At 42.4% G+C, this 19,928-nt stretch carries 18 protein-coding genes; 16 read left to right on the forward strand and 2 right to left on the reverse strand.

Annotated elements, in window-relative coordinates; all coding sequences use genetic code 11:
* Nucleotides 1-118: 118 nt before the first annotated feature.
* From sucD to B879_RS05855, 12 genes are all read left to right on the forward strand, one after another.
* Complete coding sequence (sucD, locus tag B879_RS05805) at nucleotides 119-1,000, forward strand: succinate--CoA ligase subunit alpha (RefSeq protein ID WP_009184223.1); 882 nt, start codon at nucleotides 119-121, stop codon at nucleotides 998-1,000.
* A 276-nt stretch (nucleotides 1,001-1,276) separates the two neighbouring features.
* Complete coding sequence (locus B879_RS21740) at nucleotides 1,277-1,492, forward strand: DUF6364 family protein (protein WP_051012662.1); 216 nt, start codon at nucleotides 1,277-1,279, stop codon at nucleotides 1,490-1,492.
* Complete coding sequence (locus B879_RS21745) at nucleotides 1,489-1,749, forward strand: hypothetical protein (RefSeq protein ID WP_009184224.1); 261 nt, start codon at nucleotides 1,489-1,491, stop codon at nucleotides 1,747-1,749. Before B879_RS21740 ends, B879_RS21745 begins: the two co-directional genes overlap by 4 nt.
* 12 nt (nucleotides 1,750-1,761) lie before the next feature.
* The gene (locus B879_RS05815; protein WP_009184225.1) at nucleotides 1,762-3,396 is read left to right on the forward strand and encodes an ABC-F family ATP-binding cassette domain-containing protein; all 1,635 of its coding nucleotides are present in this window, start codon (nucleotides 1,762-1,764) and stop codon (nucleotides 3,394-3,396) included.
* Between the two features lie 202 nt (nucleotides 3,397-3,598).
* A complete protein-coding gene (locus B879_RS05820) occupies nucleotides 3,599-3,964 on the forward strand; it encodes an MrpF/PhaF family protein (RefSeq protein ID WP_009184226.1) in 366 nt (121 codons plus the stop codon).
* The gene (locus B879_RS05825; RefSeq protein ID WP_009184227.1) at nucleotides 3,961-4,266 is read left to right on the forward strand and encodes a cation:proton antiporter; all 306 of its coding nucleotides are present in this window, start codon (nucleotides 3,961-3,963) and stop codon (nucleotides 4,264-4,266) included. Before B879_RS05820 ends, B879_RS05825 begins: the two co-directional genes overlap by 4 nt.
* Nucleotides 4,266-5,219: a hydrogenase subunit MbhD domain-containing protein gene (locus tag B879_RS05830; RefSeq protein WP_009184228.1), complete on the forward strand. Its 954-nt coding sequence runs from the start codon at nucleotides 4,266-4,268 to the stop codon at nucleotides 5,217-5,219. The genes B879_RS05825 and B879_RS05830 overlap by 1 nt, the downstream gene beginning before the upstream one ends.
* A gap of 37 nt (nucleotides 5,220-5,256) precedes the next feature.
* Nucleotides 5,257-5,565: an NADH-quinone oxidoreductase subunit K gene (locus B879_RS05835; protein WP_009184229.1), complete on the forward strand. Its 309-nt coding sequence runs from the start codon at nucleotides 5,257-5,259 to the stop codon at nucleotides 5,563-5,565.
* Nucleotides 5,562-7,097: a complex I subunit 5 family protein gene (locus tag B879_RS05840; protein ID WP_009184230.1), complete on the forward strand. Its 1,536-nt coding sequence runs from the start codon at nucleotides 5,562-5,564 to the stop codon at nucleotides 7,095-7,097. The genes B879_RS05835 and B879_RS05840 overlap by 4 nt, the downstream gene beginning before the upstream one ends.
* The gene (locus B879_RS05845; protein ID WP_009184231.1) at nucleotides 7,084-8,586 is read left to right on the forward strand and encodes a proton-conducting transporter transmembrane domain-containing protein; all 1,503 of its coding nucleotides are present in this window, start codon (nucleotides 7,084-7,086) and stop codon (nucleotides 8,584-8,586) included. The genes B879_RS05840 and B879_RS05845 overlap by 14 nt, the downstream gene beginning before the upstream one ends.
* Nucleotides 8,583-10,349 carry a complex I subunit 5 family protein gene (locus B879_RS05850; RefSeq protein WP_009184232.1) on the forward strand — a complete coding sequence of 589 codons (1,767 nt, stop codon included), beginning with the start codon at nucleotides 8,583-8,585 and terminating at the stop codon, nucleotides 10,347-10,349. The genes B879_RS05845 and B879_RS05850 overlap by 4 nt, the downstream gene beginning before the upstream one ends.
* Nucleotides 10,350-10,360: 11 nt before the next feature.
* Nucleotides 10,361-10,864, forward strand: coding sequence for a Na+/H+ antiporter subunit E (locus B879_RS05855; protein WP_009184233.1), 504 nt, complete (start codon nucleotides 10,361-10,363; stop codon nucleotides 10,862-10,864).
* Between the two features lie 43 nt (nucleotides 10,865-10,907).
* On the opposite strand, the gene B879_RS05860 is transcribed toward B879_RS05855, so the two are convergent.
* The gene (locus tag B879_RS05860; RefSeq protein ID WP_009184234.1) at nucleotides 10,908-12,191 is read right to left on the reverse strand and encodes a M20/M25/M40 family metallo-hydrolase; all 1,284 of its coding nucleotides are present in this window, start codon (nucleotides 12,189-12,191) and stop codon (nucleotides 10,908-10,910) included.
* A 472-nt stretch (nucleotides 12,192-12,663) separates the two neighbouring features.
* Between B879_RS05860 and B879_RS05865 the strand changes: the two genes are divergently transcribed.
* The 4 genes from B879_RS05865 (at nucleotide 12,664) to B879_RS05880 (ending at nucleotide 15,895) form a co-directional block, all read left to right on the forward strand.
* Nucleotides 12,664-13,806, forward strand: a complete 1,143-nt coding sequence (locus B879_RS05865) for a DUF4221 family protein (RefSeq protein ID WP_009184236.1) — start codon at nucleotides 12,664-12,666, stop codon at nucleotides 13,804-13,806.
* A 28-nt stretch (nucleotides 13,807-13,834) separates the two neighbouring features.
* Entirely contained in the window at nucleotides 13,835-14,140 is a 306-nt protein-coding gene (locus B879_RS05870) for a hypothetical protein (RefSeq protein WP_040400316.1), read from the forward strand.
* Entirely contained in the window at nucleotides 14,137-15,165 is a 1,029-nt protein-coding gene (locus tag B879_RS05875) for a hypothetical protein (protein WP_009184238.1), read from the forward strand. Before B879_RS05870 ends, B879_RS05875 begins: the two co-directional genes overlap by 4 nt.
* A 70-nt stretch (nucleotides 15,166-15,235) precedes the next feature.
* Nucleotides 15,236-15,895, forward strand: a complete 660-nt coding sequence (locus B879_RS05880; protein WP_009184239.1) for a 3-keto-disaccharide hydrolase — start codon at nucleotides 15,236-15,238, stop codon at nucleotides 15,893-15,895.
* A 515-nt stretch (nucleotides 15,896-16,410) separates the two neighbouring features.
* Here the strand turns inward: B879_RS05880 and B879_RS05885 are convergent.
* Entirely contained in the window at nucleotides 16,411-19,887 is a 3,477-nt protein-coding gene (locus B879_RS05885) for a DUF8818 domain-containing protein (RefSeq protein ID WP_009184240.1), read from the reverse strand.
* Nucleotides 19,888-19,928: the final 41 nt, after the last annotated feature.

Below are 19,928 nucleotides of genomic sequence, written 5' to 3' on the forward strand. Positions count from 1 at the left end.
ACAGGGTTCTAAATTAGAAAAAGATATTTATTCTGTAAATTAATTGGAGATTGTTTCCCATTTCTTTTTGTGGTAGGGCTGAATCTTTTATTTTTGTCCAAACTTTAAAAAACGAAGCATGAGTGTTTTAGTCAATAAGGATTCAAAAGTGATCGTGCAGGGATTTACCGGTTCTGAAGGTTCTTTCCATGCACAGCAAATGATAGAGTATGGCACCAATGTAGTCGGTGGTGTTACTCCAGGAAAAGGAGGCACCAAACATTTGGAAAAGCCGGTTTTCAATTCTGTGGAAGAGGCAGTCGCCAAAACTGGTGCAAATACTTCCATTATTTTTGTTCCACCCGCATTTGCAGCTGATGCCATAATGGAAGCAGCTGATGCGGGCATCAAAGTAATCATTGCCATCACTGAAGGAATTCCTGTGGCTGACATGATGAAAGCCAAACCTTACATCAAAGAAAGAGGCGCAGTATTGGTGGGGCCTAATTGTCCTGGTGTTATCACTCCAGGGGAAGCAAAAGTTGGCATCATGCCAGGTTTTGTGTTTAAGCAGGGAAGAGTAGGTATCGTCTCCAAATCAGGAACATTGACCTACGAAGCAGCTGATCAAATTGCAAAAGCTGGGTTAGGTGTTTCTACCGCTATTGGTATCGGAGGTGATCCAATCATCGGTACTTCTACCAAGGAAGCCGTACAACTATTGATGGAAGATCCTGAAACTGATGCCATCGTGATGATCGGAGAGATTGGTGGTAACTATGAAGCAGAAGCTGCCAAATGGATCAGAGAAACAGGCAACAAAAAGCCGGTGGTTGGATTTATTGCTGGACAGACTGCCCCTCCGGGACGTAGAATGGGCCATGCCGGTGCCATCATTGGTGGTGCTGATGATACAGCAGCAGCCAAAATGAGAATTATGGCTGAAAATGGTATCCACGTAGCCGAAAGCCCTGCAGAAATCGGAGCTGTTATGGCCAAAGTATTGGGCGTGGAAGCTTAATGAGATTTAGTAATTAGTTACTAGTTATTATTAGTTAGTAACTGACTGGTTAATATCAAGCCGCTCGGAGTAATCCGGGCGGTTTTTTTTGTTGACTTCAAAAAAATATCTGACTATTCGGAAAGTTACACGTATCAATTTGAGGGCCTCGGCAAGCTCGGCCACCGGGACTAGAATAAATAGGGGGGGGGGGTAGGGAAGAAATGCGGCAAAGCCGCATTTCTTCCCTACCCCCCAGGTTTTCCAAACCTAAATCCCGTTCCCCGAGCTCGGTTAGTGAGCTTGCCGAACTATGCCGAGCTTCAAAAGACTAGTCTATCTAGGATGATTGAGTCTTATCTTAATTCATTGGTCAATGAAAAAGATTTACTTTCTGAAAAAGGCCCTGAAATATCGCCATTTGTTAAAAGTATGCAAACAGGGATCAACATCCCTGAAGATTATGAATACAAAAAAGACTATAGGGATCACGTAGAGAAAAGACACCTATGAAAACAACATTCTTTCTCGATACCAATGTTGTTCTTGACTTGTTGGGTGAAAGGATTCCATTTTATGATCCGATAGCAAGGATAGCCTCTCTTGCAGACAGGAATGAAATTCAATTTATCTCAACCCTATCTCAATATCCGCCAATTACTTTTCTTTTTATTTCTAACCCAATATCAAATCAATATCAAAAAATATCCATCAATATCAATCTCTATATTTCCACTTTATTTCCATTAAAGCCTACCTTTGCCCCTTGAATTCCTAATCCCATGATATCAGTTGACAATATTGCCGTCATCCACGGCGGACATGCCTTATTCAGTGATGTTTCCTTCTCCATCAACCCCAATGATAAAATCGCGCTTATGGGGAAAAACGGAGCCGGAAAATCCACCATGCTCAAAATTATCGCAGGAGCAACCAAACCCTCCAAAGGTGGTGTTTCCGCTCCTAAAGATGCGGTGATTGCCTATTTACCCCAGCATTTGCTGACTGCGGATGATGCTACTGTTTTCGAAGAAACAGCCAAGGCATTTGCCTCCTACTTGAATCTCAAAGAGGAAATAGACAGGCTGAATGAAGAGTTGACGGTGAGAACGGATTATGATTCTGAAGAATATTACAAAATCATCGAGCGGGTTTCAGAAGTATCGGAGAAGTTCTATTCCATTGAAGAAGTGAATTATGAGGAAGAAGTGGAAAAGGTACTGCTGGGTCTGGGTTTTGAAAGGAACGACTTTCAACGACCAACCTCAGAATTTTCAGGGGGCTGGAGGATGCGGATTGAGCTGGCCAAAATCCTTTTGCAGAAACCGGACCTTATTCTGCTGGATGAACCTACCAACCACCTGGATATAGAATCCATTCAGTGGCTGGAAGAGTTTTTGACCGAAAAGGCCAAAGCGGTAGTGGTAATTTCCCACGACCGTGCTTTTGTAGACAACATCACCAACCGCACCATTGAGGTGACCATGGGCAGAATCTATGATTACAAAGCCAAGTATTCGCACTACCTCGAACTCAGAAAAGAACGCAGGGAACAGCAGCAAAAGCAATACGATGAGCAGCAGAAGTTTATTGCAGAGACTACCCAATTTATAGAACGCTTCAAGGGCACCTATTCCAAAACCCTTCAGGTCCAATCCAGGGTAAAAATGTTGGAAAAATTGGAACTGGTGGAAGTGGATGAGGTAGATACATCCGCTCTGCGCTTGCGCTTTCCTCCCTCCCCCAGATCAGGAAAATATCCGGTAATTGTGGAAGACCTTTCCAAATCTTATGGGGACCATGTGGTCTTCAAGAATGCCTCTATGACCATAGAAAGAGGACAAAAAGTGGCTTTTGTGGGCAAGAACGGGGAAGGTAAATCCACCATGATCAAAGCCATCATGGGGGAAATTGACTTTGATGGAAAATGTGAATTGGGACACAATGCCCAAATTGGCTATTTCGCTCAAAACCAGGCTTCCCTCTTAGATGAAAGTTTGACCATCTTTGAAACCATCGATCAGATTGCAGTGGGTGAAATTCGCTCCAAAATCAAGGACCTATTGGGTGCATTCATGTTTTCCGGAGATGACATCAACAAAAAAGTAAAGGTGCTTTCCGGAGGAGAGAAGACCCGATTGGCCATGATCAAACTTTTGTTGGAACCGGTCAATCTGCTGATCCTTGACGAACCTACCAACCACCTCGATATGCGGACCAAGGACATCATCAAGGATGCTTTAAAGGATTTTGACGGCACTTTGATCCTGGTTTCCCACGACAGGGACTTCCTGGATGGCTTGGCCACCAAGGTCTTTGAGTTCGGCAATAAAAGAGTAAAAGAGCACTTCGAAGACATCAATGGCTTCCTGAGAAATAAGAAATTGGAGAATTTGAGAGAGGTGGAAAGGAAATAATTTCATTGAAATAAATGGAAATATGCTTGAGATATTATAGTGGATATTAGAAGATATTAGCTTTAAGGTATTGATAGACCTGATCCTATAGTAGCCATTAAAATAAGAATGGAGGAAATGCAAAAAAAATGAACAGCTTGTAAAACGGTATAAGTTCATACTTTAAGGGTTTAAACAAATAATTTAATTAATTTTTTCGTTATTGCTAACCCTTAAACATTTCCTATCCGGGAGCGTATATGACAATATTGCTCTGAGATTGGTAGTAGCTTCCTTTTTGGTCAAAAATGTGTTTTCAATGGATGCCTTTTTCATCATAGTGATCATCTTCCTTCTACTCAACATTGGTTTGGGTCTAATTCGGCTTTGGCGGGGTCCCTCTATAGCCGACCGCTTGCTGACCACCCAACTTTTTGGCACGGCTGGTATGGCCATTCTGATGGTAATGGCCGGTTACCTAAATGATCTTACCTTGCTTAATGTAGTGATAACCTTCAATGTACTGTCTATTATTTTGGTCATCTGTTTGGTTCAGGTCTGGAAAAAAAAGAAAGGGGAAGCACCATGATGATCAAGGAGATATTCATTGTGATATTATTAGTAGCCGGTTGTTTCTTTTTTCTGGCAGGAACTTTAGGTCTGCTTCGTTTTCCAGATTTGTTTTCCCGACTTCATGCCCTTACCAATGCGGATAATCTGGGGCTTGGTTTTATAGCGGCGGGGATCGCTTTGTATATTGCCTCCCCATGGGCGACGGTGAAAATTTTCTTTATCTGGATATTGACACTATTATCAAGTGCTACCTCCAGTTATCTTATCGCTAGATTCCAAAGAGAGCAGGAAAAATCTAAAAATGGAGAGGAGGAGTAATGGATATTCTGATCGACAGCTTATTGGCCATTTTGACCATATATCTTGCCTTCCGTTGCATGCTGGCACCAAAACTTAGCAAGGCAGTATTTGTATTTTTTGCATTTGGTCTCATGCTGGCCCTTGCCTGGATCCGATTGGGTGCTGTGGATGTGGCCATTGCCGAAGCTGCGATAGCCTCAGGGTTTATGGGTGTACTTATGCTTGACTCCTTAAGGGATTTTTCCCTTATTTTTTCAAAAAACCAGGAAAGGCTTGAAGAAACAGCGTCTAAAATCCCTATAAAAAAGGACAGTTACCATTGGACCACAGCATTGGCTTTAGGTTTAGGTTTGATCCTTTTTTTGCTCATTTCGATACAGGCCATCTGGGAAGTCCCTCAGGGTGGTGGATTGACGGCCATCGCAGAAGCGAATCTTCCGATGTCTGGAGTTGAGCATCCTGTTACTGCAGTTTTATTGAATTACAGGGCTTATGACACTTGGCTGGAAATAGGAGTGATACTCATGGGGCTATTGGCCATATTTGCTGCCGGTGGCTTAAAGCAGTACCGTAAGCCTGGTCTTGCTCCTGCCCAAGACCCCTTACTTCGAAAAACGATATTGATTTTTACTCCGGTATTGTTCCTGTTTGGTGCTTTCCTCTTGTATTTCGGAAAAATGGGACCTGGTGGTGCATTTCAGGCGGCTGTCCTTTGGGGTGCCATTGGAATATTGCTTCACCTGGGAGGTTGGACGGTATTCACTGTCATTCCTCGCCGGATGCGACAAATTCTTGTAACAATAGGACTTGGGTTTTTCATGATATTGGGTTTTACCCAAATGGCTACAGGAGGAGCCTTCTTTGAATATCCCCCTGCCTATGCAGGATTCCTGATATTGGTGGTAGAAACCCTGGCGGCCATCAGTATCGCGGCAGCCCTGACTGCAATATTTGCCTTTTTAACCAAATAGAAGCATTCCAAGATGAAATCTAACCTAGCACTTAAAAATGAAAATAGGAACTTATGAAATTTACAGTTTAACTTCCGCAATACTCTTTGCCATCGGTCTTGGCGGAGTATTTTTGGCAAAACATTTTTTAAGAAAAATCATTGCCACCATCATCATGGGAGCGGGAGTGTTTCTTTGTTTCGTCAGCTTTGCTAAACGGGATGCCCTCACTTTTGCTGATCCAATTCCTCATGCACTTGTAATTACTGGAATTGTGGTAGCAGTTACAGCTGCTGCTTTTGCCCTTTCATTGGCCAGGCGCATTCATAAACTTACCGGAGAAGACACCTTTGGAAACGAAAAATGAAGGAATTTCCCACATCTGCATTGCCCGCGCTTTTGGTAGGATTGCCCATGTTATTGGCAACCATGAGTCTATTTTTTAGGGTCAAGGGTAGGGCTTTGCTGGGCGTATTGGGGAGTTTCTTGGTAGGATCTTTGGCATTTTTTGCCTTCATCGAGGTAGCAAAATATGGCACGATCATTCATATTCTGGGTGGTTGGGAACCTCCTTTGGGCATATTGTTGCGAATCGATCCTTTGGCAGCGGTGTTCATTGGTTTGACTGCCATCATAGGTATTTTCATCAGCCTTTATTCCTGGTGGTATTTTCGAGCACGGATTGCATCTATAGGCAGATTCCCCCTTTTCTGGCCTTTGTGGTTTTTCCTTTGGGCCGGACTAAATGGTCTCTTTCTCTCCAACGACCTGTTCAACCTGTATGTCACCATTGAGGTCATCACCATATGTGCAGTAGCATTGGCAGTGCTATCGGGTGAGGCAAAAGCACTGAAGGCAGGCTTACGCTACCTCCTGGCCGCCATTATCGGTTCAATGGCTTACCTTTTTGGGGTTGCACTGATCTATGGAAGCACCGGCACACTTGACTTAAACCTGCTGGGAGAAGTCCTTAAGCCAGGCAACACCAAAACTTTTGCATTGATTGTCATCACCTTAGGCCTATTGATTAAAAAAGCGGCTTTCCCTTTTCACTTTTGGCTCCCGCCTGCCCATTCCGCAGCCTTGGCTCCTGTGAGTGCCTTGCTTTCTGCTCTGGTGGTTAAAGGGGCATTTTACATGATGCTCCGGTTGTGGACGGAAGTGTTTGAGGTCTCCCTGACCTTCGCTGCAGGACAACTCATAGGGATTACAGGCGCAGCAGCGGTACTTTGGGGTTCTTGGCAAGCGCTTTTACAGACTAATTTCAAGCTGCTTGTGGCCCATTCCAGTGTCGCTCAAATGGGGTATTTGCTGATGATGTTCCCTTTACTCATCATGGCGCCAGGCCAGGATGCTGATTCAGCTGAATGGCTAGCACCAGCATGGACCGCTGGCATTTTTCAGGTAATGGCCCATGCTTTTGCCAAAGCCTCTTTGTTTTTATCCGCGGGGATTGTTGTGATGGCTTTGGGACATGATCGCATTGAGTCGCTGAGGGACTTGGTCGCCTGGATGCCTATGACGGCAATGGCTATAGGTATTGCTGGAGTGAGTTTAATCGGGCTTCCCCCAAGCGGAGGTTTTTTGGCAAAGTGGATGCTCTTAAAAGGCGTATTCCTCAGTGGCCAATGGTGGTGGGCACCTGCCATATTGGCCGGAAGCTTACTTACGGCTGGTTATGTATTTATGCTCCTGCGCTTGGCATTTGCTCCCGCACGGGTAAAGGATCCCTTCCGGCCAGTACCAAAAATCCTACAAGTCTGCGCCCTGCTACTTGCCTTGGGCTCCTTCTTGATCGTAATTCCTGCAGAAAACCTGATCCAGTTTCTGGAAGGCAGCAAAAGCTTTGGCTCAGGCATTGAATCCATAATGAAAGGAGGTGGGTATGGAAACGAATAGCTTACTGCTGATATTGATCCTGATCAGTTCGCTTATACCGGGAATCCTGATCCTCTTACTCGATGAAGCGCAAGCGTTTCAAAGGAATTTTTTAAACCTCTTTGGAGCAGTTGCCAAGGTCGCTTTGGTGGGATGGGTTTTTGTGGGGTACATGCAGGGAGAGACCTATGCTTTCATTTACGGTCTTGCACCTGATTTGACATTTGCCCTGAAGGCAGACAAAATGGGGCTGCTCTTCGCTGCACTCTCTTCTGTTTTATGGCTGGTCACTACGCTATATGCGATCGGATATTTAAAAGGCGGCAAACACCAAAGGCGGTTTTTTGCTTTTTTCAGTCTTTGTGTCACTTCCAGTACAGGCATAGCCCTTTCTGGAAATGTGGTCACCTTCTTTGTCTTTTATGAATTCCTTACACTGTCCACCTATCCCTTGGTCGTACACAGGGGTGATGATAAGGCCGTAGAAGCAGGAAGAACCTACCTTTGGTATACCATTGGAGGCGGTACGGTTTTGTTTTTGGGCGTGGTTGCTTTGTTTGTCCTTGCTGGCCCAATTTACTTTGGACAGACAGAAATCATTGCCAGCCTGGTTTCGGAAAATACGCTTCAATTGACCCTCATCTTCTTCCTGATGCTAAGTGGTCTGGCTGTAAAAGCAGCGATATTTCCTTTGCATGGTTGGCTTCCCATTTCTATGGTCGCACCAGCTCCTGTGAGTGCGCTTTTACATGCCGTAGCAGTAGTAAAAGCAGGAGCATTTGGCATTGCAAGATTGGTTTATGATGTTTATGGCATCCCTACTTCCGAAGAACTGAACCTGCTGACACCATTGGCAATTTTCGCTGGCTTTACCATAATCTATGGTTCGGTAAAGGCCTTTTACCAGGATGACTTCAAAAAATTATTGGCCTATTCTACAGTCAGCCAACTATCCTACATTGCCTTGGGTGTAGCCATTACAGGTGTACTCAGCGCCACAGGAGCAGTCGTTCACCTTGTACATCAAGGCATCATGAAGATCACGATGTTCTTTGCAGCTGGAAATGTGGCCGAGACTTATGGATTTTATAGAATCAGCCAGCTCAATGGCATAGGTCGAAAGATGCCCCTCACCATGGGTGCATTTACCATTGCTGCCTTTGGGATGATTGGACTTCCACCAATTGCCGGTTTTGTCAGTAAATGGTACTTGGGCTTGGGTGCTGTGGAAGCAGGGAGTTACTGGGTAGTTTTGGTCTTACTCGCTAGTAGCGCCTTAAATGCGGCCTATTTCCTTCCCATTGTTTACAGGGCTTGGTTTTGCGAACCGGACCAAAAAGAGGTTCTCCCCAAATATAGAGGGCCTTTTGAGGCCAAAGCCTTATTATTGATCCCAGTGGTACTGACAGGGCTGTTTTCTCTTGCTGCCGGATTATTTGCCGGTTCCAATTACAGTCCGCTTGCTATTGCCCGGGAAATAGCCGAAAAACTTTACCCCAATCTGCCATGATATGGTTGTCAGTCATCATATTGCCACTTTTGGCTGCATTGCTTACCAGCCGCTATCCTTCGGGGAGAAGGAATGCTGGGCCGATATTTGTTTTGGCCTCCTTACCTGCCGTTGGACTTGGGCTGGCTGAGGTGCCAGGTATCACTTTAGATTGGTTCATTTTGGGGACACAGTTTTCTCTGGATACTCCCCGGCGGATCATCCTACTGCTTACCGGTATACTTTGGGCAAGTTCGGGGCTATTCTCAGGAACTTATCTAAAAGACGACATCAGGCGAGGATCATTCAATTTCTATTTTGGAGGCGCCATGGCTGGAAATTTTGGACTGCTAATTACCGAAGATGCGGCCTCTTTTTACACCTTCTTTGCACTGATGACCTTTGCCTCTTATGGCTTGGTGATCCATAGCCAAACTGCTGCTGCCCGCAAAGCAGCCAAGACCTATCTGGTCATGGCCATCATTGGTGAACTATTTATTATCAGTGCTTTATTTCTGGCTGTCCAAAGTGCAGGGAGTATGCTACTCTCCGATTTACCTCCCGCCCTGGCAAATGCTTCGAATGGCCCCTTCATATTCCTATTGGGTCTAATCGGCTTTGGGGTTAAAGTAGGCGCCATTCCTTTGTATTTCTGGCTTCCCTTGGCACACCCTGCAGCTCCTGTACCGGCCAGTGCCGTCCTGAGTGGAGCGATGATCAAAGCGGGACTTATCGGCTGGATGCATTTGGCTCCTGTTGGCTTGGTAGATTGGCCTTCTTTGAGTCTCATGATGATCAGCTTGGGTTTTACGGCTACATTGGGCGCAGTCATCATCGGTTTACTACAAGTAGATCCCAAAACCAATCTGGCCTATTCAAGTATCAGTCAAATGGGGTTGATGACGGCATTTTTGGGTATAGGTTTATATGGCGGCATTCCAGGTAGCCTGCTTCTTCCTGCGATTGCCTTATATGCCTTTAACCACGGCACAGCCAAGGCCTTATTGTTTTTAGGGACAGCGCTGCCTGGAAAAGTGGGTGGATACTGGAGAATATTGATGTGGTTGGGTTTAGGCCTGGCCGTATTGGCCATAGCAGGTGGCCCTCTAACCGGTGGCCTTTGGACCAAATATTTACTTAAAACATTCCTTAGTAAAACCAGCTTACCCGGTATTGATGTCTTCGCGTATTTATTGACCCTTTCTGCGGTTACCACCACCTTACTGTTGAGCCGCTTTTTACACATCCTACGACAGGTAGAGTCACCAAAAGAAAGTAAGACTCCATCCTTTATCCTGCCATGGTTTTTTCTCTTGTTGGCAGGTGGCTGGTGGACGATGTCCCCTACCCTTTTACCAGAAGGGCTGATGTATCAGATTTTAGGAGAAAAAGGCATGATGGCTTTTTTCTGGAACCCCATCACCATCTGGGCTGCACTTTGGCCTATCATTCTTACTGCAGCCACACTTGTGGTGGTTTTCACCCTGAAGTCTTCATTCCTCAACCGATGGATAAAAGAAAAACCGCTAATTCCTCCAGGTGATTTCCTTTATGTCATCCTCTGGATAGGTAATTTATTTGAAAAGCAAATTCAGAAAGTAATTGCTTTCATGCATTCCTTTGGAGAATCAAGACATAGCGCGGAGAAAATCATCTATAAATTCATAGATAACAAAAAGACCATCCAGATCAGTACCCAAGCAGAGTCATTACTCAGGCGATGGGAGGTGGTAGGCATTAGCTTTTTTATCTTTTTTGTAGCCTTATTCTTCCTTCTTCGATAAATAAGATGACCATGAAGACAGATATCAAGCAACTGAAAAAAAGCGTACTTATCAAAAGCTTTGTTGGGCGTTTTTTGCTTTTTGCCGCAGGTTGGATTGTTTTGTTGGGAGGGCAAAAGCCCAGCGAAATCTGGCTGGTAGCGCTTTTTTTAACGGCAACCACAGTAATCAGCATTTACAGTATCCCTCCTGGAAAGTGGATGCTAAGGCCGATTGGTGTTATCCGCTTTTTTTTGTACTTTGTTACAACAGCCATAAGAGGCGGTTGGGATGTAGCAAAGCGGGTATTTCTAAAAAGGGTACCCACAGATCCAGAGTTCATCACAGTGAATCACTACAGGGATCCACTCAAAACCCTGCTTCTTGCCTGGGTAATCAGTCTGCAGCCGGGTACTACCAGCTGCATGATCAAGAAAAAAAAGATTGTCATCCATGTACTCGATAAAAAGATCCCAGTGGCAAAAGAAATCATCACCTTACAGCGCCGGATTGACGATATGTTTGCAGAAGGCTAATATTTACAGCCAACAAATTTTAATCCATTTGTGTTGAATCATGCTACATCCAACCCCCTTGCATCAAAATCAACAAAAGCACCTGCTGAATCGCCAAATGTCCATCCTTATTGATCCACCATTCGTCCAAGCTATGGGCACCGCCTCCCAAACCTCCACGGCCAATGGTTACCGCTGGAACGCCCATGGAAAAGGCTATATTACTGTTGGTCGAACTGGAACTCAATCTGGGATCATTCCCTGAAAGGTGTTTCGCAATCGCCATGGTCCGCTGAATCAAAGGGGAATCAGGGTCTGCCAATCCACTGGGCCTGTCCCCAACTTTTTCAATATCCACAGTCAAAGCCTCACCTCTTCGAATAATTGCATTTTCCTTCTCCAAACCTTCTTGGATAGATTCTAAAAATAATTGATTGATGCCCTGGAGTTTTTCTTGGGTTTCTGAGCGCATATCCACAAGCATCCAAGACTCGTAAGGAATGGAATTCACCGAAGTACCCCCACCGAGAACTGAAATACTGTAGGTAGTTTTAGGGCCATCTTTGGTAAAAGCATCAGCCTTAGGCACAAAGGAAACCACTGCTTGGGCTAAGGCATTGTGAGGATTGCCAATCCCAAATGCACCATAAGAATGTCCACCTGATCCCTTGAAAGTCACTTTGTACCTTAAAGACCCAATACCCCCATTGACGATATCTTCCAATCCTCCCCCATCAATGGCAATATGGGCAGCCAATGGATATGCACCCTCCCTAAACAGGTGCTTCATGCCCTTCAGATCTCCCAAACCCTCTTCACCCACCGTGCCTGCAAACCAGATATCGTCTTTGGTGCGGATATTTTCATGGATCATGGTTTTGAGTAAGGCCACCACAATGGCCAAAGACCTGTTGGCATCTGTAATCCCAGGGGCAAATAGGGTGTCCCCTCTTTGCTTGACGGTCACATCGGTACCAAAAGGAAAAACCGTATCCAGATGACCTTCCACCAAAAAAGTCCTTTCGGATTTCGTTCCTTTCCTAAGGGCAATCACATTCCCTACTTCATCCGTCCAAACTGAATCTGCTCCGGCATCCCTCAGCATTTGGGCGAAGACCTTCCCTTTTTCCTCCTCATGATGGGAAGGCGATGGAATTTCTGTCAGGGTAATCATATCCTGTACAGTCTGTTCATCAATACTTAGGATATGGTCAAAAGCTTTTTTTACAGCAGGATCTTGCACCAAAGTTTCTACCTGGTCTTTATAGGATTGTTGAATTACCTGGGCCTGTACAGAAATGGAAATAAGTACACCGAAAGCACTCAATGCGAGGAAATTGATTTTCATAAGGGTTTAATTTGGGATTTGAAATACTCAAAAAAATAGGTTTATGGCAATACCGTTTGTCAACTTATCCTTTTTCTGCGCTAATGAGCATTCATCTCAAGGGGAAAAATGTAAAAATCAGACAAAACTCTTGACTTAGTTATTTTTTTTTTAACTTTCATAACTAAATCATTAACTAAAACCAAATCTTTATGAAAAATTTCTTAAAAGCTTCAATTTTGACATTGATTATGTCAGCAGGAATCAGTTTTTCAAGTAATAGTGCATGCGCTGTTGATCCAGATACAGGATGTCTAATATGTGCTTTCAAAACAGTTCCTAATGACCCAGGAGCATGTAGAGGAACAGGTGGGGACTGTCCTGATATTCAGTGTGGGGGTTCCCAACAGTAAATCAATCTAATTTATAATCAACTTGTTACTTAACTTTCAAGTTGATTATATTTATTTTAAGATTTTAAAAAATATAGTATATGAGGGTACTATTTATCAACGTTTTGGTTATTCAATTATTATTGATCTCATGTGATAATTCCACAATTTCCAAAAATTCGGGAAATCAATTCTTAATTAAATCTAAATCAGTTAAATTTCCACTAGATGAAGTATCCACTTATGAATTTTTCATTTATCAGTCTGTGGGTGATTCTTTATTGGTTTTAAATCAGGTCAACTATTCATTGGACATCTACAGTTTATCTGAACAAAGCCTTATTGGCAGAATCAACATTGATAGAGAGGGAGTGAATGGAATAGAAAGACTCAATACGTTCTATTATCATAATCAGGATTCAATTTTTTTATTTTCACAATTTATTTTGAAGAATTCTCTTATTGTAAATGTAGAAGGTAATATTATAGATAGAATTAGGCATAATGAATTCAACAGTGACGTGGATGGCTTAATCAACCACGTAGGTACTCCTTCCATGCCAAACATAATCTTTGAAAATGAATTACACTTTTCAGTCTTTCAATTAACAAATGAAAGTATAGAGAATGATGATTTTATCCATGAGCATAGTCTTGATTTAGAATCAGGAAACTTTAAATCATATCCCTATGTAAAAAAACCTTCATTTATGAATAACCAAAGGTGGATTGATGAAACCTTTTCAAGAATAAAAATTGATAAGGAAGAATGGTATTTTTCATGGAACCTCTCAGATACAGTTTATCATATCATAGGCGAAAATGGAGTTTTAATTGAGTCAAAAGCAATACCTATGAATGGAGGCATTGGCACCAACCCAAAACCAGTCCCAAAAGAAAATTATGATGGAAAATGGCTGGAAATGTCATTAGAAGGATATGTATATGGAAAAATTTTATTGGATAGAAATAAAAATATTATACATAGGCTGAGGTATGTTCCAACAGTCAACCCTAATTCACCAAACAACTATTCCAATAATCCTTACTTGATAAAGAATTTTGAAATTCTTTCTTATAGGCTTGATGGTGAATTTTTAGGCACCACCAGAATCAATTCCAGAACTTATGATCCAAGACTATTATTTCTTGGTCCAAAAGGCATTTACATACCAAGAATTCATCCCAATTATGATGGTTTACAAGAAGATGAAATTGTATATGATGTGTTCAGTGTGGAGTAAAGTATCCTTTGTTTTGATTTTATTGTTCATGGCATGTACTAAAGAAACCAGTCAGGTAAATAGGGAACTTGAAAATAAAATCAATGCAGTGCCTCAGTTTGCTATCATTGATCTTGACCGTTGTAATTCCTGCTTTTCAGAATACGCAGACAGATTGAATCTCAGCGCAAACGATACATCTACTTTAGTCATAGTGCTTTCCAATTCCAAGAAAAAAGCCATGTTATTCGGTAATGAAAACAAGATTAAAGTTCTCTGGGACAGCACGCGTTATTTTGAAAATTATTTGGAAAAAAGCAGTCATTATTTCCAAACTAATCCTTCTGTAAAATGAAATCAGCAAAACATTACCTTCGGTGTATCTGTCTTTTTTGCCATCTGATTTTTCAATCTTCCTGCGAAAACCAAAAGGAATCATTTCATGATATTGAGCAAACAATAAAGATTGAAAAAATCAGAAACCCCAATGAGCTGCTTATGTCTTTTCATCAAGATGCTTTTTTTATTCTCCACAACTTCCGAACACAGCTGGATATATACAGGGAGAACAAATTGGATTCGGCCATTCAGCTGGTCGAGATGAAGCAAACTTATGCAGGATTTGAAATCAAAGGCCAATATGTTTCCAAATTAAATTATTTCGACCTAGAGACTCTTGCGATTTTAAAAATCTCCCCAAATGAATTTCATTTTATCGATACTGAAAATCCCTATAATGTCAAAGTATTAACCATAGACACTCCCTCGACCGAATTCATTTCAGATTTTACCAAATTTGATAAAAACCACCTTATTATTGGCACTTTTGAGTTCGAAAAACTGAATCAATTCAAAATTCATCTATACAATATCAAAAATCAAAGCTCAAAACTCCTGTTTGAAGAAACCTTGGCACACCCTGTTGCGGAGTATATCAAAGTGTTTGTAAAAGACAACAAAATCCACCTTTTGAATCCGTTCCATCAAATGCTTCTGACTATTGATAAAAAAGGAAAACTGCTTTCAAAAAGAAAATTCTCAGTTCCGGTAGAATTCAACTATAATTTCACAGAAAACAAGTGGTATGCCACCATGGAAGAATTCAATAAAGCAGAGGTTGATATACAAGAATACACCAGAGTAATGGATTTTACACTTTACAATGATCAGCTTTTATTAATTGTAACCCAGCATTCAGACAGGAAAACGTTGAGCAGACATTTGATAAAATGTGCTCTTGATGATACTCCTACAGCAGCATTAATGGATATCCAGCATATGCCTATTCATTTTGGGCCAAATGACCATTTATTTAATTATTTTGAAAAAGACAGTTTACAATACATAGAAATCACACCACTAAGTTCAGTTTTTAAATAAGTTCAAATGGCATGAATTCAAGTCCTCACAAAAGTTTTCCCGAAAAGGTATAATTTCTGTATCTTGAGGTATGAAATTTCGGATTACCCTCATTATTTTACTTTTAGCTTTGGAAAGCTCCGCCCAAAGTCTTTTTAATGGAAAAAACCTTAATGGTTGGTATATGGATGTACCCGAACTGGAAAAGGATTTCTCTTTGAGAAAACCATTTGTCGCTCGAGAGGGAATGTTGGTAAGTCTAGGCACCCCACTAGGACACTTAATTACCGAAAAGGAATTTGAAAATTACCGCTTGGAGGTGGTATACCGATTTCCAGGTGAGCCTGGCAATTGTGGGGTATTGGTGCATGCTTCTAGCCACAGGTTTCTATATGACATGTTCCCCAAATCTATAGAAGTACAGATGATGCATGAAAATGCTGGTGATTTTTGGGTAATCGGTGAAGACATTCAGGTTCCGGATATGGAAGCCCGAAGAGGTCCAAAAGAGAACTGGGGCGTGACAGAAGGAAAAGGCCGGCGTATCCTTAACCTCACAGACGGCTCAGAAAAACCTTTGGGAGAATGGAACCATATGCTGATCGAATGCCAAGGAGATGAGGTCAAGGTATGGGTCAATGGTGACCTGATCAACCATGGCTTTGGCGCTACCGCCACCAAAGGCAAAATCGCCATTCAGGCAGAAGGAGCTGAGGTGGAATTCAGGAAACTGGAACTGACCAAACTTTAAACAGTGATTCCAATCCAAATAAAAAATACACTCAAGCTTTACAAAATATTGGCTTTTCTTAATCAAACCTGAAAAAAACTTAAACACAAAAGACCACAACAGTCACAAAAACTTCCTGAATTAGCCCTAGACCCCATAAGCCGCCTCTTTTACCCTCTTTTGTCCCTTTTGTGGTTCAAAATAAAAAGCCGATTATCGGTAAATCTTGTCTATCCCAACCAACAAATCCAACAATTTTTCCAAACACAAAAGAACACAACAGTCACAAAAGCTTCCTGAATTAGCCCTAGACCCCATAAGCCGCCTCTTTTGTTCACTTTTGTCCCTTTTGTGGTTCAAAGTAAAAAGCCGATTATCGGTAAATCTTGTCTATCCCAACCACCAAAACCATCAATTCCCCCAAACAAAAAAGAACACAATAGTCACAAAAGCTTCCTGAATTAGCCCTAGACCCAAAAAGCCGCCTCTTTTGTTCACTTTTGTCCCTTTTCCCGACTTTCGGGACAGGTTGTGGTTCAAAACAATGCCGTTACCTGCATTCGGCCGATATGCACCAGCCTGCCCAATCCTTCCGAGTTTCTTCCCTCATACACCATATTCATCTGTAAACCCTCCCCGATTTTCTGCAGCCAATTCAATGACCAGGTCACATTGTTCCCAATAGTCAAAGCCTGTAACATTTCATAGCCTGTGGGGGTATTGGGCTGTCCGTTGTAATCGATATAAATGTACCTGAAGTTGGCATTGATGGTGGTTTTAATAGCCTTGGCGAACCTAAAATCAAGACCAGCTTGATGGATCTCCGCCCTTTCATTGAACTCTGTATTGGCCTGATTCACTTTATCCAAGTACTGATACATGAGGGTTGTCCTGAATACACTGCTCGGTTGATAGGCGAATTCCGGCCCATAACCATACTGTCGAATGTCATAATTGCGGTTGTCCAAAAAGTCTGAATTGGCTACCCTGTTTCCGGTTTGCCCTATCAACCGGAAGTTGAGATTTGGATTGATATTGTAACGGGTATTTAGCCGCCAGTCCTTTTGGATCAAATCATCAAATCCCCCGGCCAACAATTGCTTATTCTGACTGTCAAAAACAGAAAAATCAAAACCATATTTGGCCGAGGATCTGTTGAAGAAAAAAGAAGAACGTATCACCTGTCTTACAGAAATCAGGTCTTCATCTGCAAAGCCCCCCACAAAAGGGTTGATCCTGTCCCAAAATTCATTGGATGTAATTTTTTTCTCTATACTCACACTTGTCGTATTGGAAAATTTTTGCATAAACTGCTTAAGCCCCGCCTCTTTTCTCCAAGCATCAGGAAATCTGGCATTCAGGCGATAATTGAAAATCGTGGTGAAAGCCTGTACAAATTCAGTAGTGGGTACAAACACTTTGATGAAGTTTTTTTCTTCAGGATTCACTGCAAGGTAAAACTCATTCAATTGCTGAATGCCATCACCATTGTCATCCCTCCAAGTATGAGTACCCTCTCCAGTGGGTACAGGAAGAAAAACAAACTCCCGGCGAAATTCCCTGCCATTACCCAGGGCATAGCTGAGTTCATTTCTTATTGCACCTTTAGCCATGGTTCCTAAGTAATCTACTTTGCCCAAAACTGTGGTCTCTTTTTCTGAATTCAGCCTTAAAAATTCCAATTCCCGGTAAGTAAAGGTTGCGCTAAGGTCATGCCCTTTAAACCTTCTTTTTAATCCAAACATGGTTTGAAAAGCTTCTGTATCAGGAGACAATACACCATTTACCGGAAAAAGATCTTCCCTGAAAGAGGCATTTACAAAAAATGAATACGGTAAAGTATCGTTGCTGTTGATATACGCCATGTGCTCTATAAAGTTCATGGCAGTACTCACCACCGAATCCGTCTCTATATTTCTGACCGCATTTCTATCGAGCATCAGCCTGTAACCGGGAACCAAAATCTTTGATCTATACTGAACATCACCGGTATACCTGACCCAGTCTGAATTGAGATTACGCACGTCAGAGTCCAAAACAAAGAGCTCATTTTTTAAAAAAATCCTCCTTCCCAATTGCTGATTGAACTTGGCCATATGTTGGGTTCCGGACTGAATAGCACCCCGATTTCGGAAATTAAAGCGATAACTCATTTGGTTATGCAGGTCCTTGTTCAATTCAAATCCAGCATTGAAGATCCTTTCATGACCAGCCAGCAACATATCCTCTTGGGTCAAACTCCAGTCCCGGTCAAATTCTATGTATCGTAAGCGATCAATAAAGCTAAAATTGCTGGAGTTGTACTCAAATTCGGTCAAGGCATTGAATCGGTAACCTTTCAATTTTTCTAAGGGCCTGTTTTCGGAAATAAAACCTGACTTAATACCAAAACCATTATTCGTTTCATTGTCTATTTCTGAAAATAGGTTTTGATCCACGCTGGAAAAAGCCATTTCCGTGTAGACCTGCTCAAAAGCACTCAGTTTCACTTTAGCACCGGTAGTAAACATTTGCTTCTTGTTCGGTGCAGGCAATGGGGACAATATAGAGTAATTCCCCTGTGGCACTCCATTGATCCTGGGCCTAAAGACAAATACAGGTCCATTGGCCAATTGCCGGTCTCTCACGTAGTCACCATTGCCCTGTCCAACTTCAGAAAATCCCACAGCAAAACGGGCTTGTTCTGGGTCTGTGGAATACTCAAAAAATTCTATAGGGTTCCCTTGGTCATCCACATCCTGTACCCTCCTGTACAATACCCTGTTAGGGTCAAAGGCAACGGAGTCCACCCTAGGGACTGCAGCGGCATTTAAATCATTGCCTACTGAGGCCAAAAGTACTTTATCTGCATCGCTGAATTCAAAGAAAAGCGGTCTGTTTCTATTGTCCATTTCCCGGTAAAAATTCATGTATAAGGTTACCTTATCCGTTTCCTGAATATGATTGGCTGTCAAAATAGACCGGGTAAAATTCCTTTCGGCATATTCGTAATCAATTCTTATCCGGGTATATTGGGTAATCAATACATTAGGGGTAAAAGTGATTTCACCTTGATTGTAATCAATCACATAATCATAATTAAAGCCCCTTTGCAGTTGCTTACCATCTAGGAAAACCCTTTCCGAATTGGCCATAATGATTACAAAGCGCTCATTCTGTGGCCCGGGAATCCTATATGGCCCCAATGTACCCTCAGTTACTTCCAGAACAATAGAAGCAAATTTACCTTTAGCTACCGATGCCGCTGCTTGGGTAGAGGCTTTCCACTTATCTCCTATGGCATAATTGGTGGTCAATTGTGCACCTTGCACGTTTTTGTAATAGCGAAGAAACTCTGATTTACGCTGCTGTAAAACAACATCTCCCGCAGCAAGATTAAACTTGTCATTGTACAGCTCTACCAAAACATTGTCAAAATCCTGCAATTGTTGGGTATTACCTTCCGGCTGAAAAGGCACATTTTGGTCAGTAATACTGGCCCTAATATTAAGATTTTCGGATAGCTCACCACTCATTTGTAAGTTTAGTGAGGAGTTGACAAAAAGGTTTTGTGTATTACCAAAAGAAATTCCTCTGGTGAGGTTACCGGACTTATTCAGGTTGGTAGAGGGGAAAAGCTCCTCTCTAAAGTCAAAGGCAGGAATTGCTGCTTGCCTCCCATCCTTGAAATAAGCCATGGAGTCATAATCGGCCAACAATGTCCTTTTGGAAATTCTTTGTTGAAAGGAATAAGGGAAGGTTTTGTAACACACCATTACCGTCTCTTCTGCATAGCCTTCAGGAAGGTAAACCTGCAACATCCCTGATCCAAAATGGAAAGAAAAATCCAAAGCCCTTTCCTTCCCATCAGTGACCTGGATACTTTCTTCCAAAACACTCAAGGAATCCAGCAAAAACGGTTCAGATGCCACCGCAACTGGGACGTGCTTACAGGTTTCCGTCTGAGCTAAAACCCACGGAACCTCCAGAAAAAAGAGCATGATAAGAAAAAGAAAATATTTCCCCCTTGGCATATTCCCACACAAAATTCACACTAATGTAAATTTTATGCATG

Source organism: Cecembia lonarensis LW9 (assembly GCF_000298295.1).
GTDB classification, from domain to species: Bacteria; Bacteroidota; Bacteroidia; order Cytophagales; family Cyclobacteriaceae; genus Cecembia; species Cecembia lonarensis.